The 13,976-nt window shown below is 71.4% G+C and carries 19 protein-coding genes; 7 read left to right on the top strand and 12 right to left on the bottom strand.

Annotation, left to right across the window (positions count from 1 at the left end; all coding sequences use genetic code 11):
• Window positions 1–7 precede the first annotated feature (7 nt).
• On the bottom strand, window positions 8–496 hold the full coding sequence (rpsI, locus tag E0W78_RS10505) for a 30S ribosomal protein S9 (protein ID WP_278249431.1): 489 nt from the start codon (window positions 494–496) through the stop codon (window positions 8–10).
• 20 nt (window positions 497–516) lie between these two features.
• Window positions 517–960 carry a 50S ribosomal protein L13 gene (gene rplM, locus E0W78_RS10500; protein ID WP_019143602.1) on the bottom strand — a complete coding sequence of 148 codons (444 nt, stop codon included), beginning with the start codon at window positions 958–960 and terminating at the stop codon, window positions 517–519.
• A gap of 252 nt (window positions 961–1,212) precedes the next feature.
• Here rplM and E0W78_RS10495 point away from each other — a divergent pair, with 252 nt between their 5' ends.
• The 6 genes from E0W78_RS10495 to E0W78_RS10465 all read left to right on the top strand — a co-directional run bounded on the left by E0W78_RS10495 (window position 1,213) and on the right by E0W78_RS10465 (window position 6,018).
• Window positions 1,213–2,508 carry a citrate synthase gene (locus E0W78_RS10495; RefSeq protein ID WP_131403907.1) on the top strand — a complete coding sequence of 432 codons (1,296 nt, stop codon included), beginning with the start codon at window positions 1,213–1,215 and terminating at the stop codon, window positions 2,506–2,508.
• 86 nt (window positions 2,509–2,594) lie between these two features.
• A complete protein-coding gene (truA, locus tag E0W78_RS10490; protein WP_131403906.1) occupies window positions 2,595–3,392 on the top strand; it encodes a tRNA pseudouridine(38-40) synthase TruA in 798 nt (265 codons plus the stop codon).
• Window positions 3,385–3,882 (top strand): GNAT family N-acetyltransferase, encoded by a 498-nt coding sequence (locus tag E0W78_RS10485; RefSeq protein ID WP_131403905.1) that lies wholly within the window; start codon window positions 3,385–3,387, stop codon window positions 3,880–3,882. Before truA ends, E0W78_RS10485 begins: the two co-directional genes overlap by 8 nt.
• 1 nt (window position 3,883) lies before the next feature.
• Window positions 3,884–4,348 (top strand): NUDIX domain-containing protein, encoded by a 465-nt coding sequence (locus E0W78_RS10480; protein ID WP_131403904.1) that lies wholly within the window; start codon window positions 3,884–3,886, stop codon window positions 4,346–4,348.
• A 280-nt stretch (window positions 4,349–4,628) separates the two neighbouring features.
• On the top strand, window positions 4,629–5,384 hold the full coding sequence (locus E0W78_RS10470; protein ID WP_131403903.1) for an endo alpha-1,4 polygalactosaminidase: 756 nt from the start codon (window positions 4,629–4,631) through the stop codon (window positions 5,382–5,384).
• Window positions 5,385–5,415: 31 nt separating this feature from the next.
• Complete coding sequence (locus E0W78_RS10465; protein WP_131403902.1) at window positions 5,416–6,018, top strand: methyltransferase; 603 nt, start codon at window positions 5,416–5,418, stop codon at window positions 6,016–6,018.
• 114 nt (window positions 6,019–6,132) lie between these two features.
• Here the strand turns inward: E0W78_RS10465 and rplQ are convergent, their stop codons facing one another.
• The 10 genes from rplQ to E0W78_RS10415 all read right to left on the bottom strand — a co-directional run bounded on the left by rplQ (window position 6,133) and on the right by E0W78_RS10415 (window position 13,284).
• Window positions 6,133–6,687 (bottom strand): 50S ribosomal protein L17, encoded by a 555-nt coding sequence (rplQ, locus tag E0W78_RS10460; RefSeq protein WP_131403901.1) that lies wholly within the window; start codon window positions 6,685–6,687, stop codon window positions 6,133–6,135.
• Window positions 6,688–6,726: 39 nt separating this feature from the next.
• A complete protein-coding gene (locus E0W78_RS10455) occupies window positions 6,727–7,734 on the bottom strand; it encodes a DNA-directed RNA polymerase subunit alpha (protein ID WP_131403900.1) in 1,008 nt (335 codons plus the stop codon).
• A 55-nt stretch (window positions 7,735–7,789) separates the two neighbouring features.
• Window positions 7,790–8,398, bottom strand: a complete 609-nt coding sequence (gene rpsD / locus E0W78_RS10450; RefSeq protein ID WP_019143612.1) for a 30S ribosomal protein S4 — start codon at window positions 8,396–8,398, stop codon at window positions 7,790–7,792.
• Window positions 8,399–8,418: 20 nt separating this feature from the next.
• Window positions 8,419–8,817 (bottom strand): 30S ribosomal protein S11, encoded by a 399-nt coding sequence (gene rpsK, locus E0W78_RS10445; protein ID WP_019143613.1) that lies wholly within the window; start codon window positions 8,815–8,817, stop codon window positions 8,419–8,421.
• Between the two features lie 5 nt (window positions 8,818–8,822).
• Entirely contained in the window at window positions 8,823–9,191 is a 369-nt protein-coding gene (gene rpsM / locus E0W78_RS10440) for a 30S ribosomal protein S13 (protein WP_131403899.1), read from the bottom strand.
• A 165-nt stretch (window positions 9,192–9,356) separates the two neighbouring features.
• The gene (rpmJ, locus tag E0W78_RS10435) at window positions 9,357–9,470 is read right to left on the bottom strand and encodes a 50S ribosomal protein L36 (RefSeq protein ID WP_009199219.1); all 114 of its coding nucleotides are present in this window, start codon (window positions 9,468–9,470) and stop codon (window positions 9,357–9,359) included.
• Window positions 9,471–9,503: 33 nt separating this feature from the next.
• A complete protein-coding gene (gene infA / locus E0W78_RS10430; protein WP_007078610.1) occupies window positions 9,504–9,725 on the bottom strand; it encodes a translation initiation factor IF-1 in 222 nt (73 codons plus the stop codon).
• 225 nt (window positions 9,726–9,950) lie between these two features.
• A complete protein-coding gene (locus E0W78_RS10425) occupies window positions 9,951–10,628 on the bottom strand; it encodes a fasciclin domain-containing protein (RefSeq protein ID WP_131403898.1) in 678 nt (225 codons plus the stop codon).
• Window positions 10,629–10,678: 50 nt separating this feature from the next.
• Entirely contained in the window at window positions 10,679–12,244 is a 1,566-nt protein-coding gene (locus tag E0W78_RS10420; protein ID WP_131403897.1) for a molybdopterin-dependent oxidoreductase, read from the bottom strand.
• A 77-nt stretch (window positions 12,245–12,321) separates the two neighbouring features.
• Window positions 12,322–13,284, bottom strand: a complete 963-nt coding sequence (locus E0W78_RS10415; protein ID WP_131403896.1) for a WYL domain-containing protein — start codon at window positions 13,282–13,284, stop codon at window positions 12,322–12,324.
• A 99-nt stretch (window positions 13,285–13,383) separates the two neighbouring features.
• Between E0W78_RS10415 and E0W78_RS10410 the strand changes: the two genes are divergently transcribed.
• The gene (locus E0W78_RS10410) at window positions 13,384–13,797 is read left to right on the top strand and encodes a VOC family protein (RefSeq protein WP_131403895.1); all 414 of its coding nucleotides are present in this window, start codon (window positions 13,384–13,386) and stop codon (window positions 13,795–13,797) included.
• The last annotated feature ends 179 nt before the right edge of the window (window positions 13,798–13,976 follow it).

The following is a 13,976-nucleotide window of genomic DNA, read 5'->3' as shown; positions in this document are numbered from 1 at the left end:
CGACCGATCAGCGCTTGCTGTACTGAGGCGCCTTGCGGGCCTTCTTGAGACCAGCCTTCTTGCGCTCCTTGACGCGCGCGTCGCGCGTCAGCAGGCCGGCCTTCTTCAGGGTGGCGCGGTTCGCCTCGAGGTCGACGGCGTTGAGCGCACGGGCCACGCCGAGACGCAGGGCGCCGGCCTGACCGGTCATGCCACCACCGGTGACACGGGCGATGACGTCGAACTGGCCGTCCAGGCCGGTCTCGACGAACGCCTCCTTGGCGATCTGCTGGTGCAGCTTGTTGGGGAGGTACTCCTCCAGCGGCTTGCCGTTGACCGTCCAGGTGCCGGAGCCCGGGACGATGCGGACGCGCGCGATGGCCTGCTTGCGGCGGCCGGTGGCACCCGCGGGGGCGATGGTCGAGGTACGGCCCGACTCGGTCGCCGCGCCGGCGCTCTCGGAGGTGTACGCGACGCCGTCGGCGGTCGGCGTGAAGTCTTCGGTGGTCTCAGCCACGATGATGTGCCTTTTCTCTCTTACTGGGAGATCGACGAGATCTCGAACGGCTGGGGCTGCTGAGCGGCGTGCGGGTGCTCCGGTCCGGCGTACACCTTCAGCTTGCTCATCTGGGCGCGGCTGAGCCGGTTCTTGGGGAGCATGCCCCAGACCGCCTTCTCGATCGCCTTGCGGGCGTCCTTCTCGAGCAGGTCGCCGATGGCGATCGACTTGAGTCCACCCGGGTAGCCGCTGTGGCGGTAGGCGAGCTTGTCGGTGCGCTTGTTGCCCGACAGGGCCACCTTCTCGGCGTTGACGATGATGACGAAGTCGCCACCGTCCACGTGGGGCGCGAAGGTCGCCTTGTGCTTGCCACGCAGGAGCGTCGCGGCCTGGACGGCCAGACGGCCGAGGACGACGTCCTCGGCATCGATCACGTGCCACTGACGGGAGATGTCAGCGGGCTTCGGGCTGTACGTACGCACGGCGGGACCTTCTCGCTGTTCAGGGTTGCATTCGGTAAGTCGTTCCGGTGCCGAGCGCGTTGAAGCAACGCAAAGGCACAACGACGTCCTAGAATAACGGGCCGCTGCACGGAAGGTCAAAACGGCCCCCGTCGACGTCCTCCGGACGCCCCTCGCAGCCCCGAGAACGCGGCCGACACGGAGCCGCACTAGGTTAGGGACCGTGCCCGCGCCACCCGCGAGGCCCTGATTCCCCGTCACAGGAGACCCATCGTGACCGAGCAGAACACGCTGACCGTCCGCGACAACCGCACGGGCGAGGAGTACGAGATCCCCATCACCGACGGGACGGTCCGTGCGACCGACCTCGGCCAGATCGGTCGCGCCGAGGGCACCCCCGGCCTGGCGGTCTACGATCCCGGCTTCACCAACACCGCCTCCACCCGCAGCGCCGTCACCTACATCGACGGCGACAAGGGCATCCTGGAGTACCGCGGCTACCCCATCGAGCAGCTGGCCGAGAAGTCCACGTACCTCGAGGTCGCGTACCTGCTCATCCACGGCGAGCTGCCCACCAAGGAGCAGCACGAGCAGTGGGTGCACGACATCACGTTCCACACCTTCGTGCACGAGAACCTCAAGAGCTTCATGCAGGGCTTCCGCTACGACGCCCACCCCATGAGCATGCTGATGAGCTCGGTGAGCGCGCTGTCGTCGTTCTACCCCGAGGCCAGCCGGATCAAGGACCCCGAGGTCCGCCACGAGCAGATCGTCCGGCTCATCGCCAAGATGCCGACCCTCGGCGCCTGGTCGTTCCGCCACGCGCAGGGCAAGCCGTACGTCTACCCCGACAACGACCTCTCGTACCCCGAGAACTTCCTGTCGATGCTGTTCAAGATGAGCGAGCAGAAGTACGACCCGGACCCGCGCCTGGCCAAGGCCCTGGACGTCCTGTTCATCCTGCACGCCGACCACGAGCAGAACTGCTCGACCAACGCCGTCCGCTCGGTGGGCTCCAGCCAGGTCGACCCGTACTCGTCGGTGACCGCCGGCATCGCCGCCCTCTACGGCCCGCTGCACGGCGGCGCCAACGAGGCCGTGCTGCGGATGCTCAAGCGCATCGGCACGAAGGAGAACATCCCGGCGTTCATCGAGGGCGTCAAGAACGGCGACGAGAAGCTCATGGGCTTCGGTCACCGCGTCTACAAGAACTACGACCCGCGCGCCACGATCATCAAGAAGGCCTGCGACGACGTGTTCGAGGTCACCGGCGTCAACCCGCTGCTGGAGATCGCCCAGGAGCTGGAGCGGATCGCGCTGGAGGACGACTACTTCGTCAGCCGCAAGCTCTACCCGAACGTCGACTTCTACTCGGGCCTCATCTACGAGGCGCTGCAGTTCCCGCCGGAGATGTTCACGGTCCTGTTCGCCATCCCGCGCACGTCCGGCTGGCTGGCCCAGTGGCTGGAGCTGGTGGACGACAAGGAGCAGAAGATCGCCCGCCCGAAGCAGATCTACACGGGCGACCGTCAGCTGACGTACGTCCCGCAGTCCGAGCGCTGGGCCTGACCCCGCGCCCCGAGGGCCCCGCGACCAACCCGGTCGCGGGGCCCTCGTGCGTCCCGGCCGTCGACGCCCTGGGCTAGCGTTCGGCTGTGCGACTCCGCCTCGACCTGTCCTACGACGGCACCGACTTCCACGGCTGGGCCCAGCAGCCCGGCCTGCGGACGGTGCAGGGCGTCGTCCAGGAGGCGATGGCGCTGGTGCTGCGGCTGCCGGAGGAGCCGCAGCTGGTCTGCGCCGGGCGCACCGACACCGGCGTCCACGCCCGCGGGCAGGTGGTCCACGTCGACCTCGACGCCGACCCCGAGGTGCTGGGCCGCCGGCTGCGCCGCGTCCTGCCCGGCGACGTGCAGGTGCGCGGGTGCCGTCCGGCCCCCGAGGGGTTCGACGCCCGCTTCTCGGCGCTGGAGCGGCGCTACGTGTACCGGATCTGCGACGCCCCCGCCGGGCCCGACCCGCTCGTGCGGTCGCACGTCGTGGGCTGGCGGCGTCCGCTCGACGTCGAGGCGATGGCCGGCGCGGCCGCCGAGCTGCTCGGCGAGCACGACTTCGCGGCGTTCTGCAAGCGGCGCGAGGGCGCCACGACGATCCGCACGCTGCTCGAGCTGCGCCCCGTGCGGGTCGGGGACGTCGTGGAGACCACCGTCCGGGCCGACGCCTTCTGCCACTCGATGGTGCGTGCGCTCATGGGCGCCCTGGTCGTCGCCGGCGAGGGCCGCCAGGAGGCCGGGTGGGCCGGCACCGTGCTGGCCGGCCGCCAGCGCGACCCGCACGTGCGGGTCATGCCGGCGCTCGGGCTGACGCTCGAGGAGGTCGTCTACCCCGACGACGCCGGACTGGCCGAGCGGGCGCGTCAGTCGAGACGTCGCCGCGACGAGGACGGTGACTGACGTGCTGAGCCTGGTCGACCTGCCCGTGCCCGCCCTGCGCTGCCTGGCCGACGGGGACCTGCCCGGTGCCGAGCGCGTGGTCGGCCTGGACGTGCCCGCCGAGCTGCTGCGCGAGTTCGTGCCGTGGTCGATCTTCGTCGACCGCCGCGCCCAGCCCGGCTCGGAGGGCTGGACCATCCAGCTCGTCGTCGAGGACGGCGTCGTCGTGGGTCACGGCGGGTTCCACGAGCCGCCCGGTCCCGACGGCGTCGTCGAGCTCGGCTACACCGTCGTGCCGTCCGCCCGCGGGCGGGGCGTCGCGACCGCGGTGGTCGGGCTGCTGCTCGAGCGCGCCCGGGCCGCGGACGGCGTCCGCGTCGTGCGGGGATGCACCAACCCGGTCAACCACGCCTCCCAGGCGGTGCTGCGTCACCACGGGTTCGTCCTGGTCGACGAGGCGATGGACGAGGTCGACGGGCTCGAGCTCGTCCACGAGCTGCGGGTCGACTGAGGTGCCCGTCCTGAGCGCCGGCCTGGTGCTGCACCGGCGGACGTCCGGCGGCGTGGAGCTGCTCGTCGCGCACATGGGCGGCCCGTTCTGGGCGCGCAAGGACGAGGGTGCCTGGTCCTTCCCCAAGGGCGTCGTCGAGCCTGGCGAGGAGCCGCTGGACGCCGCGCGGCGCGAGCTCACCGAGGAGCTGGGCGTCCCGGCGCCCGAGGGACCGTTCGTGCCGCTCGGCGAGGTGCGCCAGTCCGGCAAGACGGTCGTCGCCTGGGCGGTCGAGGCCGACCTCGACCCGGACGACGTCGTGCCGGGCACCTTCGAGATGGAGTGGCCGCCGCGCTCGGGACGCACCCAGGCGTTTCCCGAGGTCGACCGCGTCGCCTGGGTCGGCCCGGAGGACGCCCTCCGGCTGCTCGTCAAGGCCCAGCGCGGGTTCGTCCCCCGGGTCCTGGACGCCGTGGGAGCCGGCTGAGACGCTGGGCCATGGCCACCTGGGACGACGTCGTGCGGACGGCCCTCGCCCTCCCCGGCGTCATCGAGTCCACGTCGTACGGCACGCCGTCGCTCAAGGTCGGCACGACCCGGCGTTCTTCACCCTCCCCCACTACGACCGGTCCGCGTACGTGCTGGTCGACCTGACGCTCGTCGACGACGCCGAGCTGGCCGAGCTCGTCGAGCAGGCCTGGACGCTGAAGGCGCCGGCCCGCTTGCGCCGCGAGCACGAGCACGACTGACCCGTGGGACGATGAGCCGTGCACTCGATCGTCGCCGCCCTCGTCCTCACCCTCGGCGTCACCGCCTTCCCCGGCGCCGGCTCGGTGGCCGACTACCAGCTCGGCGGGGCCTACCGGCCGTCCGACGAGGTCGACGTCGTGGTGCGCGACCGTACCGATCGGCCCGAGCCGGGCACCTACTCGGTCTGCTACGTCAACGCCTTCCAGACCCAGCCCGGGAGCCTGCGCTGGTGGCGCAAGAAGCACCCCGAGCTGCTCCTGCGCGACGGCCGCGGCAGGCTCGTGCGCGACGCCGACTGGCCCGACGAGGTCTTCCTCGACTTCAGCACCAAGCGCAAGCGCGTCGCGCTCGCGCGGGTGGTCAACCGGTGGATCACCAGCTGCGACCGCCGGGGCTTCCAGGCCGTCGAGCCGGACAACCTCGACGCGTGGACCCGCTCCGGCGGCCTGCTGACCAAGCGTCAGACGGTCGGCTACGCCAAGCGGCTGACCCGCCACGCGCACCGTCGCGGGCTGGCCATCGCGCAGAAGAACACCGCCGAGCTGCTCGGCCGCCGTGTCGGGTTCGACTTCGCCGTCGTCGAGCAGTGCCAGCAGTACCGCGAGTGCGACGCGTTCGTGAAGCGGTACGGCTCGCGGGTCATCGAGGTGGAGTACCGCCGCTCGGCGTTCCGCGCCGCCTGCCGCGCCCGCGCCGGGCAGCACCCGATCCAGCTGCGCGACCTCGACGTCGTGCCGCGCGGGTCGCGCGGGTACGTCTTCGAGCACTGCTGAGCCTCCGGCAGCCGCCTGGCAGGATGACCCGGTGACCGAGCACTACTTCGACGCCCAGCCCTCCGGCCCGGAGCGGCGCACGCCGGTCACGGTGCGCCTGCACGGGCGCGAGGTCACGCTCAGCACCGCGGCGGGCGTCTTCTCGCGCGAGGGCCTGGACAAGGCCACCGACGTCCTGCTCAAGCACGTCGCGCCGCCGACGACCGGCACGGTGCTCGACCTCGGCTGCGGCTGGGGGCCGATCGCCTGTGCGCTCGCCCTCGCCGGGGCCGAGACGTGGGCGGTGGACGTCAACGAGCGGGCCCTCGCGCTGACCCGCGACAACGCCGCCTCGCTCGGCACGACGGTGCGGGCCTGCCTGCCCGACGACGTGCCCGACGACGTCCGGTTCGACCAGATCTGGTCCAACCCGCCCATCCGCGTCGGCAAGCAGGCCCTGCACGAGCTGCTGCTGCGCTGGCTGCCCCGGCTGCGTCCCGGCGGCACCGCCCACCTCGTCGTCGGCAAGAACCTGGGCTCGGACTCGCTGCAGCGCTGGCTCGTCGAGCAGGGCTGGCCGACCGAGCGGCTGGTCAGCGAGAAGGGCTTCCGGGTGCTGGTCGTCACCGCCCCGGAGTCCCCCGCCACGCGCTGAGCCGCCGTCTGCGGCTCCCGCGGGCCCCGGACGTCTTCCTGGCCACCCGACACCCTGCGCACGCACGAGGGGCCCGCCACCGCGATGCGGTGACGGGCCCCTCGGGGTGACGCCCTACTTGGCCTCGTCGGCCTCGGTCGTGGCGTCCGCGTTCTCGGCCGCCTCGGGGGCGTCCGCGATCGCGGCGTCGGTGTCGACCTCGGAGGTGTCGAGGTCGTTGGCCTCGGCACGCTCCTCGTCGACCGCCGGCTCGGCCGGGGCCGCGGCGACGGGCGCCTCGGTGGCCTTCGTGGTGGTCGCCTTCGGCGTGAAGTCCGCCTCGACGATCTCGATCACGGCCATGGGCGCGTTGTCGCCCTTGCGCGGACCGATCTTCGTGATGCGGGTGTAGCCGCCCGGACGCTCGGCCATGGCCGGTCCGATCTCGGCGAACAGCGTGTGCAGCACGCTCTTGTCACGGATGACCTTCACGACCTGGCGGCGGTTGGCCACCGTGTCGTTCTTGGCCTTCGTGATGAGCTGCTCGGCGTAGGGACGCAGACGGCGGGCCTTGGCCTCGGTCGTCGTGATCTTGCCGTGCTCGAACAGGCTCTGCGCGAGGTTGGCCAGGATCAGCCGCTGGTGCGCCGGGCTGCCGCCGAGGCGGGGACCCTTGGTGGGGGTGGGCATCGAATATCTCCAGGAATCGTCAGGTCAGGGGCGAGCAGCTCAGTACTGCTCGTCCTCGGCGTAGCTCGCGTCGTCGTCGAACGACTCGAGGTTCGCCGGGTCGAAGCCGACCGGGCTGTCCTTGAGACCGAGGCCCATCGCGGCCAGCTTGGCCTTGACCTCGTCGATCGACTTCTGACCGAAGTTGCGGATGTCGAGCAGGTCCTGCTCGCTGCGCGTGATGAGCTCACCCACGGTGTGGATGCCCTCGCGCTTGAGGCAGTTGTACGAGCGGACCGTGAAGTTCAGGTCCTCGACCGGCAGCGCCAGGTCGGCCGCGAGCTGCTCGTCCACCGGCGACGGGCCGATGTCGATGCCCTCGGCCTCGACGTTGAGCTCCCGGGCCAGGCCGAAGAGCTCGACCAGGGTCGACCCAGCCGACGCGATCGCGTCGCGCGGCAGGATCGAGCGCTTGGTCTCGACGTCGATGACGAGCTTGTCGAAGTCCGTGCGCTGCTCGACACGGGTCGCCTCGACCTTGTAGGTCACCTTCAGCACGGGGCTGTAGATGGAGTCGATCGGCATGCGGCCGATCTCCTCGTCGCCGGTCTTGTTCTGCACGGCCGAGACGTAGCCACGGCCACGCTCGACGACCAGCTCGATCTCCAGCTTCGACGAGTCGTTCAGCGTGGCGATGTGCAGGTCGGGGTTGTGGATCTCGACGCCGGCCGGCGGCTGGATGTCGGCACCGGTGACCTCACCGGAGCCCTCCTTGCGCAGGTACATCACGACGGGCTCGTCGTTCTCCGAGGAGACGACCAGGCGCTTGATGTTGAGGATCAGCTCGGTGACGTCCTCGGTGACACCGGGGACGGTCGAGAACTCGTGCAGGACGCCGTCGATCTTGATCGACGTGACGGCCGCACCCGGGATCGACGACAGCAGCGTGCGACGCAGCGAGTTGCCGAGGGTGTAGCCGAAACCGGGCTCGAGAGGCTCGATGACGAACCGCGAACGGTAGTCGTCGACGACCTCTTCGGTCAGGACGGGGCGCTGGGCGATCAGCATGGGAACTTCCTTTCCGGGTCCACCGACATATGAGGACCCGGCTCGTGGGAAAAGATCAGATCTTCGAGTAGAACTCGACGATCAGCTGCTCCTGGATCGGGACGACGATCTGCTCGCGGACGGGCTTCTCGTGCACCAGGATGCGGCCGCGCGTCGGCGACACCGTCAGCCACGCGGGGACCGACTCGTTGTCGTGCGTCTCGCGGGCCACGATGAACGGCGTGGTCTCGAGCGACTTCGGCTTCACGTCGATGATGTCGTGCTTCGACACCTGGAACGACGGGATGTTCGTCTTCACGCCGTTGACCAGGAAGTGACCGTGGGTCACCAGCTGGCGGGCGTGACGACGGGTGCGGGCCAGGCCGGCACGGTAGACGACGTTGTCCAGGCGGGTCTCGAGGAGGGCCAGGAGGTTGTCGCCGGTCTTGCCGGGCTTGCGGTGCGCCGTCTCGTAGTACTTGCGGAACTGCTTCTCGAGAACGCCGTACGTGTAGCGCGCCTTCTGCTTCTCCTGCAGCTGGGTGCGGTACTCGCTCTCCTTGATGCGCGCGCGGCCGTGCTGGCCGGGCGGGTAGGGGCGACGCTCGAACGCGGCGTCACCACCGACGAGGTCGACGCCGAGTCGACGCGACTTCTTGGTCAGAGGACCGGTGTAACGGGCCATGGTTCAGGAACTCCTTGGGATCAGACGCGGCGGCGCTTGGGCGGCCGGCATCCGTTGTGCGGGCTGGGGGTCACGTCGGAGATGGTGCCGACCTCGAGGCCAGCGCCACCGAGCGAGCGGATCGCGGTCTCGCGACCCGAGCCGGGGCCCTTCACGAAGACGTCGACCTTCTTCATCCCGTGCTCCATCGCCTGGCGGGCAGCGGCCTCGGCGGCCATGCCCGCGGCGAACGGAGTGGACTTGCGCGAGCCCTTGAAGCCGACGGTTCCGCCGGAGGCCCAGGCGATGACCGCACCCGAGGGGTCGGTGATCGTCACGTGCGTGTTGTTGAACGTGCTCTTGATGTGGGCCTCGCCCTGAGCGACGTTCTTCTTCTCCTTGCGGCGCACCTTCTTGGCGCCAGACGTCTTAGGAGGCATCTAGATCACTTCTTCTTTCCGGCGACGGTCTTCTTCGGACCCTTGCGCGTGCGCGCGTTGGTCTTGGTGCGCTGTCCGCGGACCGGCAGGCCGACGCGGTGGCGGCGGCCCTGGTAGGAGCCGATCTCCATCTTGCGACGGATGTCCGCGGTGACCTCGCGACGCAGGTCACCCTCGACCTGGTAGTTCGCGTCGATGTGGTCACGCAGCGCGACGAGGTCGTCGTCGGTGAGCTCGTGGACGCGCTTGGACGGGTCGATGCCCGTCGCCGCGAGGGTCTCGGTCGCACGCGTGCGGCCGATCCCGAAGATGTACGTGAGTGCGATCTCGATGCGCTTCTCGCGCGGGAGATCCACACCTTGGAGGCGTGCCATGGAGGCGTTTCCCTTCGTTGCGGCAGAGGTGTCGGCACCTGGTGCGCCCCGACTGCCTCCAGGAGACGTGGCTCCTGAGCCGGGCCCCGGCCTCTGCGCCGGGGGTGACGCCGCGCGCTGCGCGACGAGCATCCAGATGTTCAGTACTGCTGGTGAAGAAGCTGCTTAGCCCTGACGCTGCTTGTGGCGCGGGTTCTCGCAGATCACCATGACGCGGCCGTGGCGACGAATCACCTTGCACTTGTCACAGATCTTCTTCACGCTCGGCTTGACCTTCATCGAGCTCTCTCTTCGAAGACTGAACGTGAGTGTTTACTTGTAGCGGTAGACGATGCGTCCGCGGCTGAGGTCGTACGGGGACAGCTCCACGACCACACGGTCCTCGGGGAGGATGCGGATGTAGTGCTGCCGCATCTTGCCGCTGATGTGCGCAAGGACCTTGTGCCCGTTGGCGAGCTCGACGCGGAACATCGCGTTGGGCAGCGCCTCGACCACAGCGCCTTCCATCTCGATGACGCCTTCTTTTTTCGCCATGACCTCTTCTTCGGTTGCCGGTTGCTACCTGCCGGCCCCGCCCGCGCGTCACCCCTCCGCTGACGCGGAGCCCGAGGGCATGGGGTGGCGTGCCTGCAAAGGCCGACAGGTCAGTGTAGTCAGGAACGCCGCCCCGATCCAAATCAGGTCGGCGGGCCGGCGGACCCGGGCGCACGCGCGAGCCGGCCCCGTCCGGGAGGGGACGGGGCCGGCTCGCGCTCGGGCTCACATGGGGGGCATGAGCACCGAGTCGATCAGGTAGACGGTGGCGTTCTGCGTCTGCACGCCACCGCAGATCACCTTGGCGCCGTCCGAGCCGACGGTCAGGTCGTCGCCCGAGCCCTCGACCGTGACCTCGGCGCCGTTGGCCGTCTTGTGGGTGCCGGCGACGTCCGCGGGAGCCATGCGGCCCGGGACGACGTGGTAGGTCAGGATCGACTCGAGCGTCTTGGCGCCCTCGGGCGTCTTCAGCGTCTCGAGCGTCTTGGCGTCGATCTTGGCGAACGCGTCGTCGACCGGCGCGAACACGGTGAACTCGCCGCCGTTGAGGGTGTCGACCAGGTTCACGTCGGGATTCAGCTGGCCGCTGACCGCCGCGGTGAGGGTCTTGAGCAGCGGGTTGTTGCTGGCCGCGGTCGTGACCGGGTCCATGGCCATGCCCTCGACGGAGCCGGCGCCGTCCGGCACCTGCTCGGCGTAGTCGGCACAACCCGCGCCGACCAGGTCGGAGGCCGGGACCATGCCCTCGGACTCGGTCATCTCCTCCGACGGCGTGGCCGACGAGGACGAGCTGCTCGACGAGGAGTCGGTGTCGTCCGATCCGCAGGCCGCGGTGAGCAGACCCAGCGAGCTGACCAGGGCGACCCCGGCGACGACGTTCTTGAGGCGGGTGGTGGTGCGCATGATGCGTTCCTCTCGTGGTGACTTGGCTGGTTCGTGCTTCCCCGGGTCGTTCACTCCACGGTGAACCGGACGCTGTGCCGGCCGGTGGAGCCGTTCGGGCGGGGAGGGACCCGATCGGAGGTCTGGGTGTTGCCGTCCGCGTCGGTGGTGCGGACGGAGATCGTGTGCGCGCCGGGCGTGGCGTCGGACCACCGCCAGCTCCACTGGCGCCAGGTGTCGACGGTGTCCTGCGGCGCGAGCCGGGCGCGTTCCCACGGGCCGTCGTCGACGCTCACCTCGACGGTGGCGATGCCGACGCCCTGGGCCCAGGCGACGCCGCCGGCGACGACGCGGTCGCGGGGCACCTGCTCGAAGGCCCGCGGCACGTCGATGCGGGAGGAGAGCTTGATCGGCGCCTGCTCGTCCCACTCGCGCTCGGTCCAGTAGGCGGTGAAGTCGGCGAAGCGGGTGACCTCGATGTCGACCAGCCACTTGGTCGCCGACACGTAGCCGTACAGGCCCGGGACGACCATGCGGGCCGGGAAGCCGTGCTCCAGCGGGAGCGGCTCGCCGTTCATCGCGACGGCCACGAGGGCGTCCCGGCCGTCGGTGACGGCCTCGAGCGGGGTGCCGATGACCATGCCGTCGGCGCTGGTGGACTTCAGCGCGTCGGCGCCGGCCTTCACGCCGGCCTGCTCGAGCAGGTCCGCCAGCGGCACGCCGATCCAGGTGGCGTTGCCGACGTACGGGCCGCCGACCTCGTTGGAGACGCAGGTCAGGGTGATCCGGCGCTCGACCAGGCGCTGCGACAGCAGGTCGGCGAAGTCCAGGTCGAGCTCGTTGTCCACGGCGCCGTGGATGCGCAGCCGCCAGGTGTCGGCGGGGACGTCGGGCACGGTCAGCGCGGTGTCGACGCGGTAGAAGTCGCGGTTGGGGGTCAGGTAGGGGCTGATGCCGTCGACCGGGTCGAGCCCGGACGGGAGCGGCCCGGCGGCGTCGGCCGGCTTCGGGATCTTGATGCCGGCCCGCGACGCGGCGGCCCGGGCTCCCCCGGCCACCCGGGTGATGACGCCGCCGACGACGCCGACCGCGGCGGTTCCCAGCACGGTCAGCACGAAGGCGCGGCGGTCGAAGCCGGCGCGCACGTCGTCGCCGTCGCGGGACGCCGGCACGCGGACGGCCTCGGCCAGCGGGGCGGTGCGGCGCAGCAGCAGGTCGAGCGAGACGACGGCCACCACCAGCGTGGCGATCGGCGCCAGGAGCGTGAGGGCCCGCGACGCCGCGGTCGTGCCGTCGGTGAGGGTGGCCGCGAGCGCCAGCAGCCCGACCACCACGACGATGCCGAGGGCGACCCGGCGGTGACGCAGGCCGATCACGCCGGCGACGGCCGCGATGAGCGCCAGGACGACGGCGGCGCCGGCCAGCAGCACGGTCTTGTCGTTCTCGCCGAACGTGCGGATCGCGTAGTCCTTGAGCGGTCCGGGCGTGCGCTCGATGACGGCGTTGCCGACCGCCACCAGCGGCGAGGGGCCGTTGGTCAGCGCGGCGACACCGGTGCCGGCCAGCACACCGGCGCCGGCCGCGAGCACCCCGAGGGCGGCGGCGACGGCGGAGAGCCGGACGGTCGTGATGTTCATGCCCCTGATTCGGGGCCGTCCCGGCGGTGGATGGGTCGGATCGGAAAAAAACTTCTGCAGAACCTGCGCAGCCTCGCTCAGACGCGCGCGGCGCGGGACAACCGGTCGGCCAGCGCGGCACAGGCGGACCGCAGCTCGTCCGGTCCCACGACCTCGACCTCGGCGTCGAAGCGACCGAGGGAGGCGGCCAGCGCCGTCCACGACCAGGAGCCGGCCAGGACGCGACAGCGGTCCGAACCCAGGGGCTCGACCAGCCCGTCGCCCACGAACGGCGCGACCCGCGCCACGGGCAGGTGCACCACGACCTCGCCGCGGCACGGCCAGGCGTCCGGTCCGTCGCTGCCCTTGAACCGGGCCGACACGAACGCGGCCACGTCACCGCCCGGCACCTCCCGCGGCACGAAGCGGGGGCCGTCGGGGGTCCGCAGGCGCACGCGGTCGAGCCGGAACGTGCGCCAGTCGTCCCGGTCGAGGTCCCAGCCGACCAGGTACCAGCGGCCGCCGCGGGCCACCAGGTGGTGGGGCTCGACCCGGCGGGCGGGGCCGGCCACGGGCTCGGCCCCGGGCGCCCGGTGGTCCATCCGCAGCGAGACGCGGTCGCGGACCGCGGCGGCCACCCGGTCCAGGAGCTCGGCGGGCACCGGGTCGGCCGGTCCGACCGCGGTGGTCGCCGCCTCCAGCGCGTCCGCACGCCGGCGCAGGGGCTCGGGCAGGACGTGGCGCAGCGTCGCGAGCGCGCGCTCGGCGGCGTCACGGACCTCGGCCCCGGTCGTCGCGGCGGCGCCGAGGGCCACGGCGAGCGCGACCGCCTGCTCGTCGTCCAGCAGCAGCGGGGGGAGCTGCGACCCGGCCTCGAGCCGGTAGCCGCCGTCGAGGCCCCGGGTCGACCGGACCCGGTAGCCCATCTCGCGCAGCCGCTCGACGTCGCGGCGGACCGTCCGGGGGCTCACGTCGAGCCGCTGGGCGAGCAGCGGCCCCGGCCAGTCGCGCCGGGCCTGCAGCAGCGACAGGAGCGCGAGCAGGCGGGCCGAGGTCGACATGGGTCCATCCTGGGCCATGAGCGGACAGTTCCTGACCGCAAGGGACGGGACGGTGACCTCGAGCGGCCGGCCGGTCGCTCGCCGCCCCGAAGGAGAACCATGTCCGTCACCGTCGTCCCCCACCTCAACCTGCGCGGGCAGGCCCGTGCCGCGCTCGAGCACTACCGCGTCGCGTTCGGCGGCGACCTGGCCGTCACCACCTACTCCGACGCGGGGGCCGTCGAGGACCCCGCCGAGGCCGACCACGTCATGTGGGGCCAGGTCGTCGCCCCGAACGGCTTCACCGTCATGGCGTTCGACGTGCCGGCGTCGCGGCCGTGGTCGCCGGGCCAGGACCCCTTCTTCGTGTCGGTGCGCGGCACGGACGTCGCCGAGCTGACCGCGTGCTGGGAGCGGCTCGCCGAGGGCGCCACGGTCCGCCAGCCGCTCGGCCCGGCGCCGTGGGCCGCCGCCTACGGCATGCTCACCGACCGGTTCGGCGTCACCTGGGTGCTGGACGTGCTCGCCGCCTGAGGCGGCGGCCGGGACGGCGCCCCGCGCGTCGTCCCGGCTCGCCTTGTCCGGCCGCGCGAGGAGCAACACACTGGTGCCACCCATCCACGGCGGGCTCGGCACCGAACTCCGCACGAGACCACTCGAACGACCGGAGCCCCCATGCCATCCCCCGATCCCGGACCCCGCCCCCTGCGGGC

It is taken from the genome of Aeromicrobium sp. IC_218 (assembly GCF_004336805.1).
In the GTDB taxonomy this organism is placed as follows: domain Bacteria; phylum Actinomycetota; class Actinomycetes; order Propionibacteriales; family Nocardioidaceae; genus Aeromicrobium.
This window is presented reverse-complemented; position numbering and strand designations above follow the sequence as displayed.

What these genes read in the sequence shown, in the direction of transcription:
- rplQ (WP_131403901.1), bottom strand. Translation starts at nt 6,687, where the DNA reads ATGCCCACCCCCACCAAGGGTCCCCGCCTCGGCGGCAGCCCGGCGCAC.
- E0W78_RS10455 (WP_131403900.1), bottom strand. Translation starts at nt 7,734, where the DNA reads ATGCTGATCGCCCAGCGCCCCGTCCTGACCGAAGAGGTCGTCGACGAC.
- rpsD (WP_019143612.1), bottom strand. Translation starts at nt 8,398, where the DNA reads ATGGCCCGTTACACCGGTCCTCTGACCAAGAAGTCGCGTCGACTCGGC.
- rpsK (WP_019143613.1), bottom strand. Translation starts at nt 8,817, where the DNA reads ATGCCTCCTAAGACGTCTGGCGCCAAGAAGGTGCGCCGCAAGGAGAAG.
- rpsM (WP_131403899.1), bottom strand. Translation starts at nt 9,191, where the DNA reads ATGGCACGCCTCCAAGGTGTGGATCTCCCGCGCGAGAAGCGCATCGAG.
- rpmJ (WP_009199219.1), bottom strand. Translation starts at nt 9,470, where the DNA reads ATGAAGGTCAAGCCGAGCGTGAAGAAGATCTGTGACAAGTGCAAGGTG.
- infA (WP_007078610.1), bottom strand. Translation starts at nt 9,725, where the DNA reads ATGGCGAAAAAAGAAGGCGTCATCGAGATGGAAGGCGCTGTGGTCGAG.
- E0W78_RS10425 (WP_131403898.1), bottom strand. Translation starts at nt 10,628, where the DNA reads ATGCGCACCACCACCCGCCTCAAGAACGTCGTCGCCGGGGTCGCCCTG.
- E0W78_RS10420 (WP_131403897.1), bottom strand. Translation starts at nt 12,244, where the DNA reads ATGAACATCACGACCGTCCGGCTCTCCGCCGTCGCCGCCGCCCTCGGG.
- E0W78_RS10415 (WP_131403896.1), bottom strand. Translation starts at nt 13,284, where the DNA reads ATGTCGACCTCGGCCCGCCTGCTCGCGCTCCTGTCGCTGCTGCAGGCC.
- E0W78_RS10410 (WP_131403895.1), top strand. Translation starts at nt 13,384, where the DNA reads ATGTCCGTCACCGTCGTCCCCCACCTCAACCTGCGCGGGCAGGCCCGT.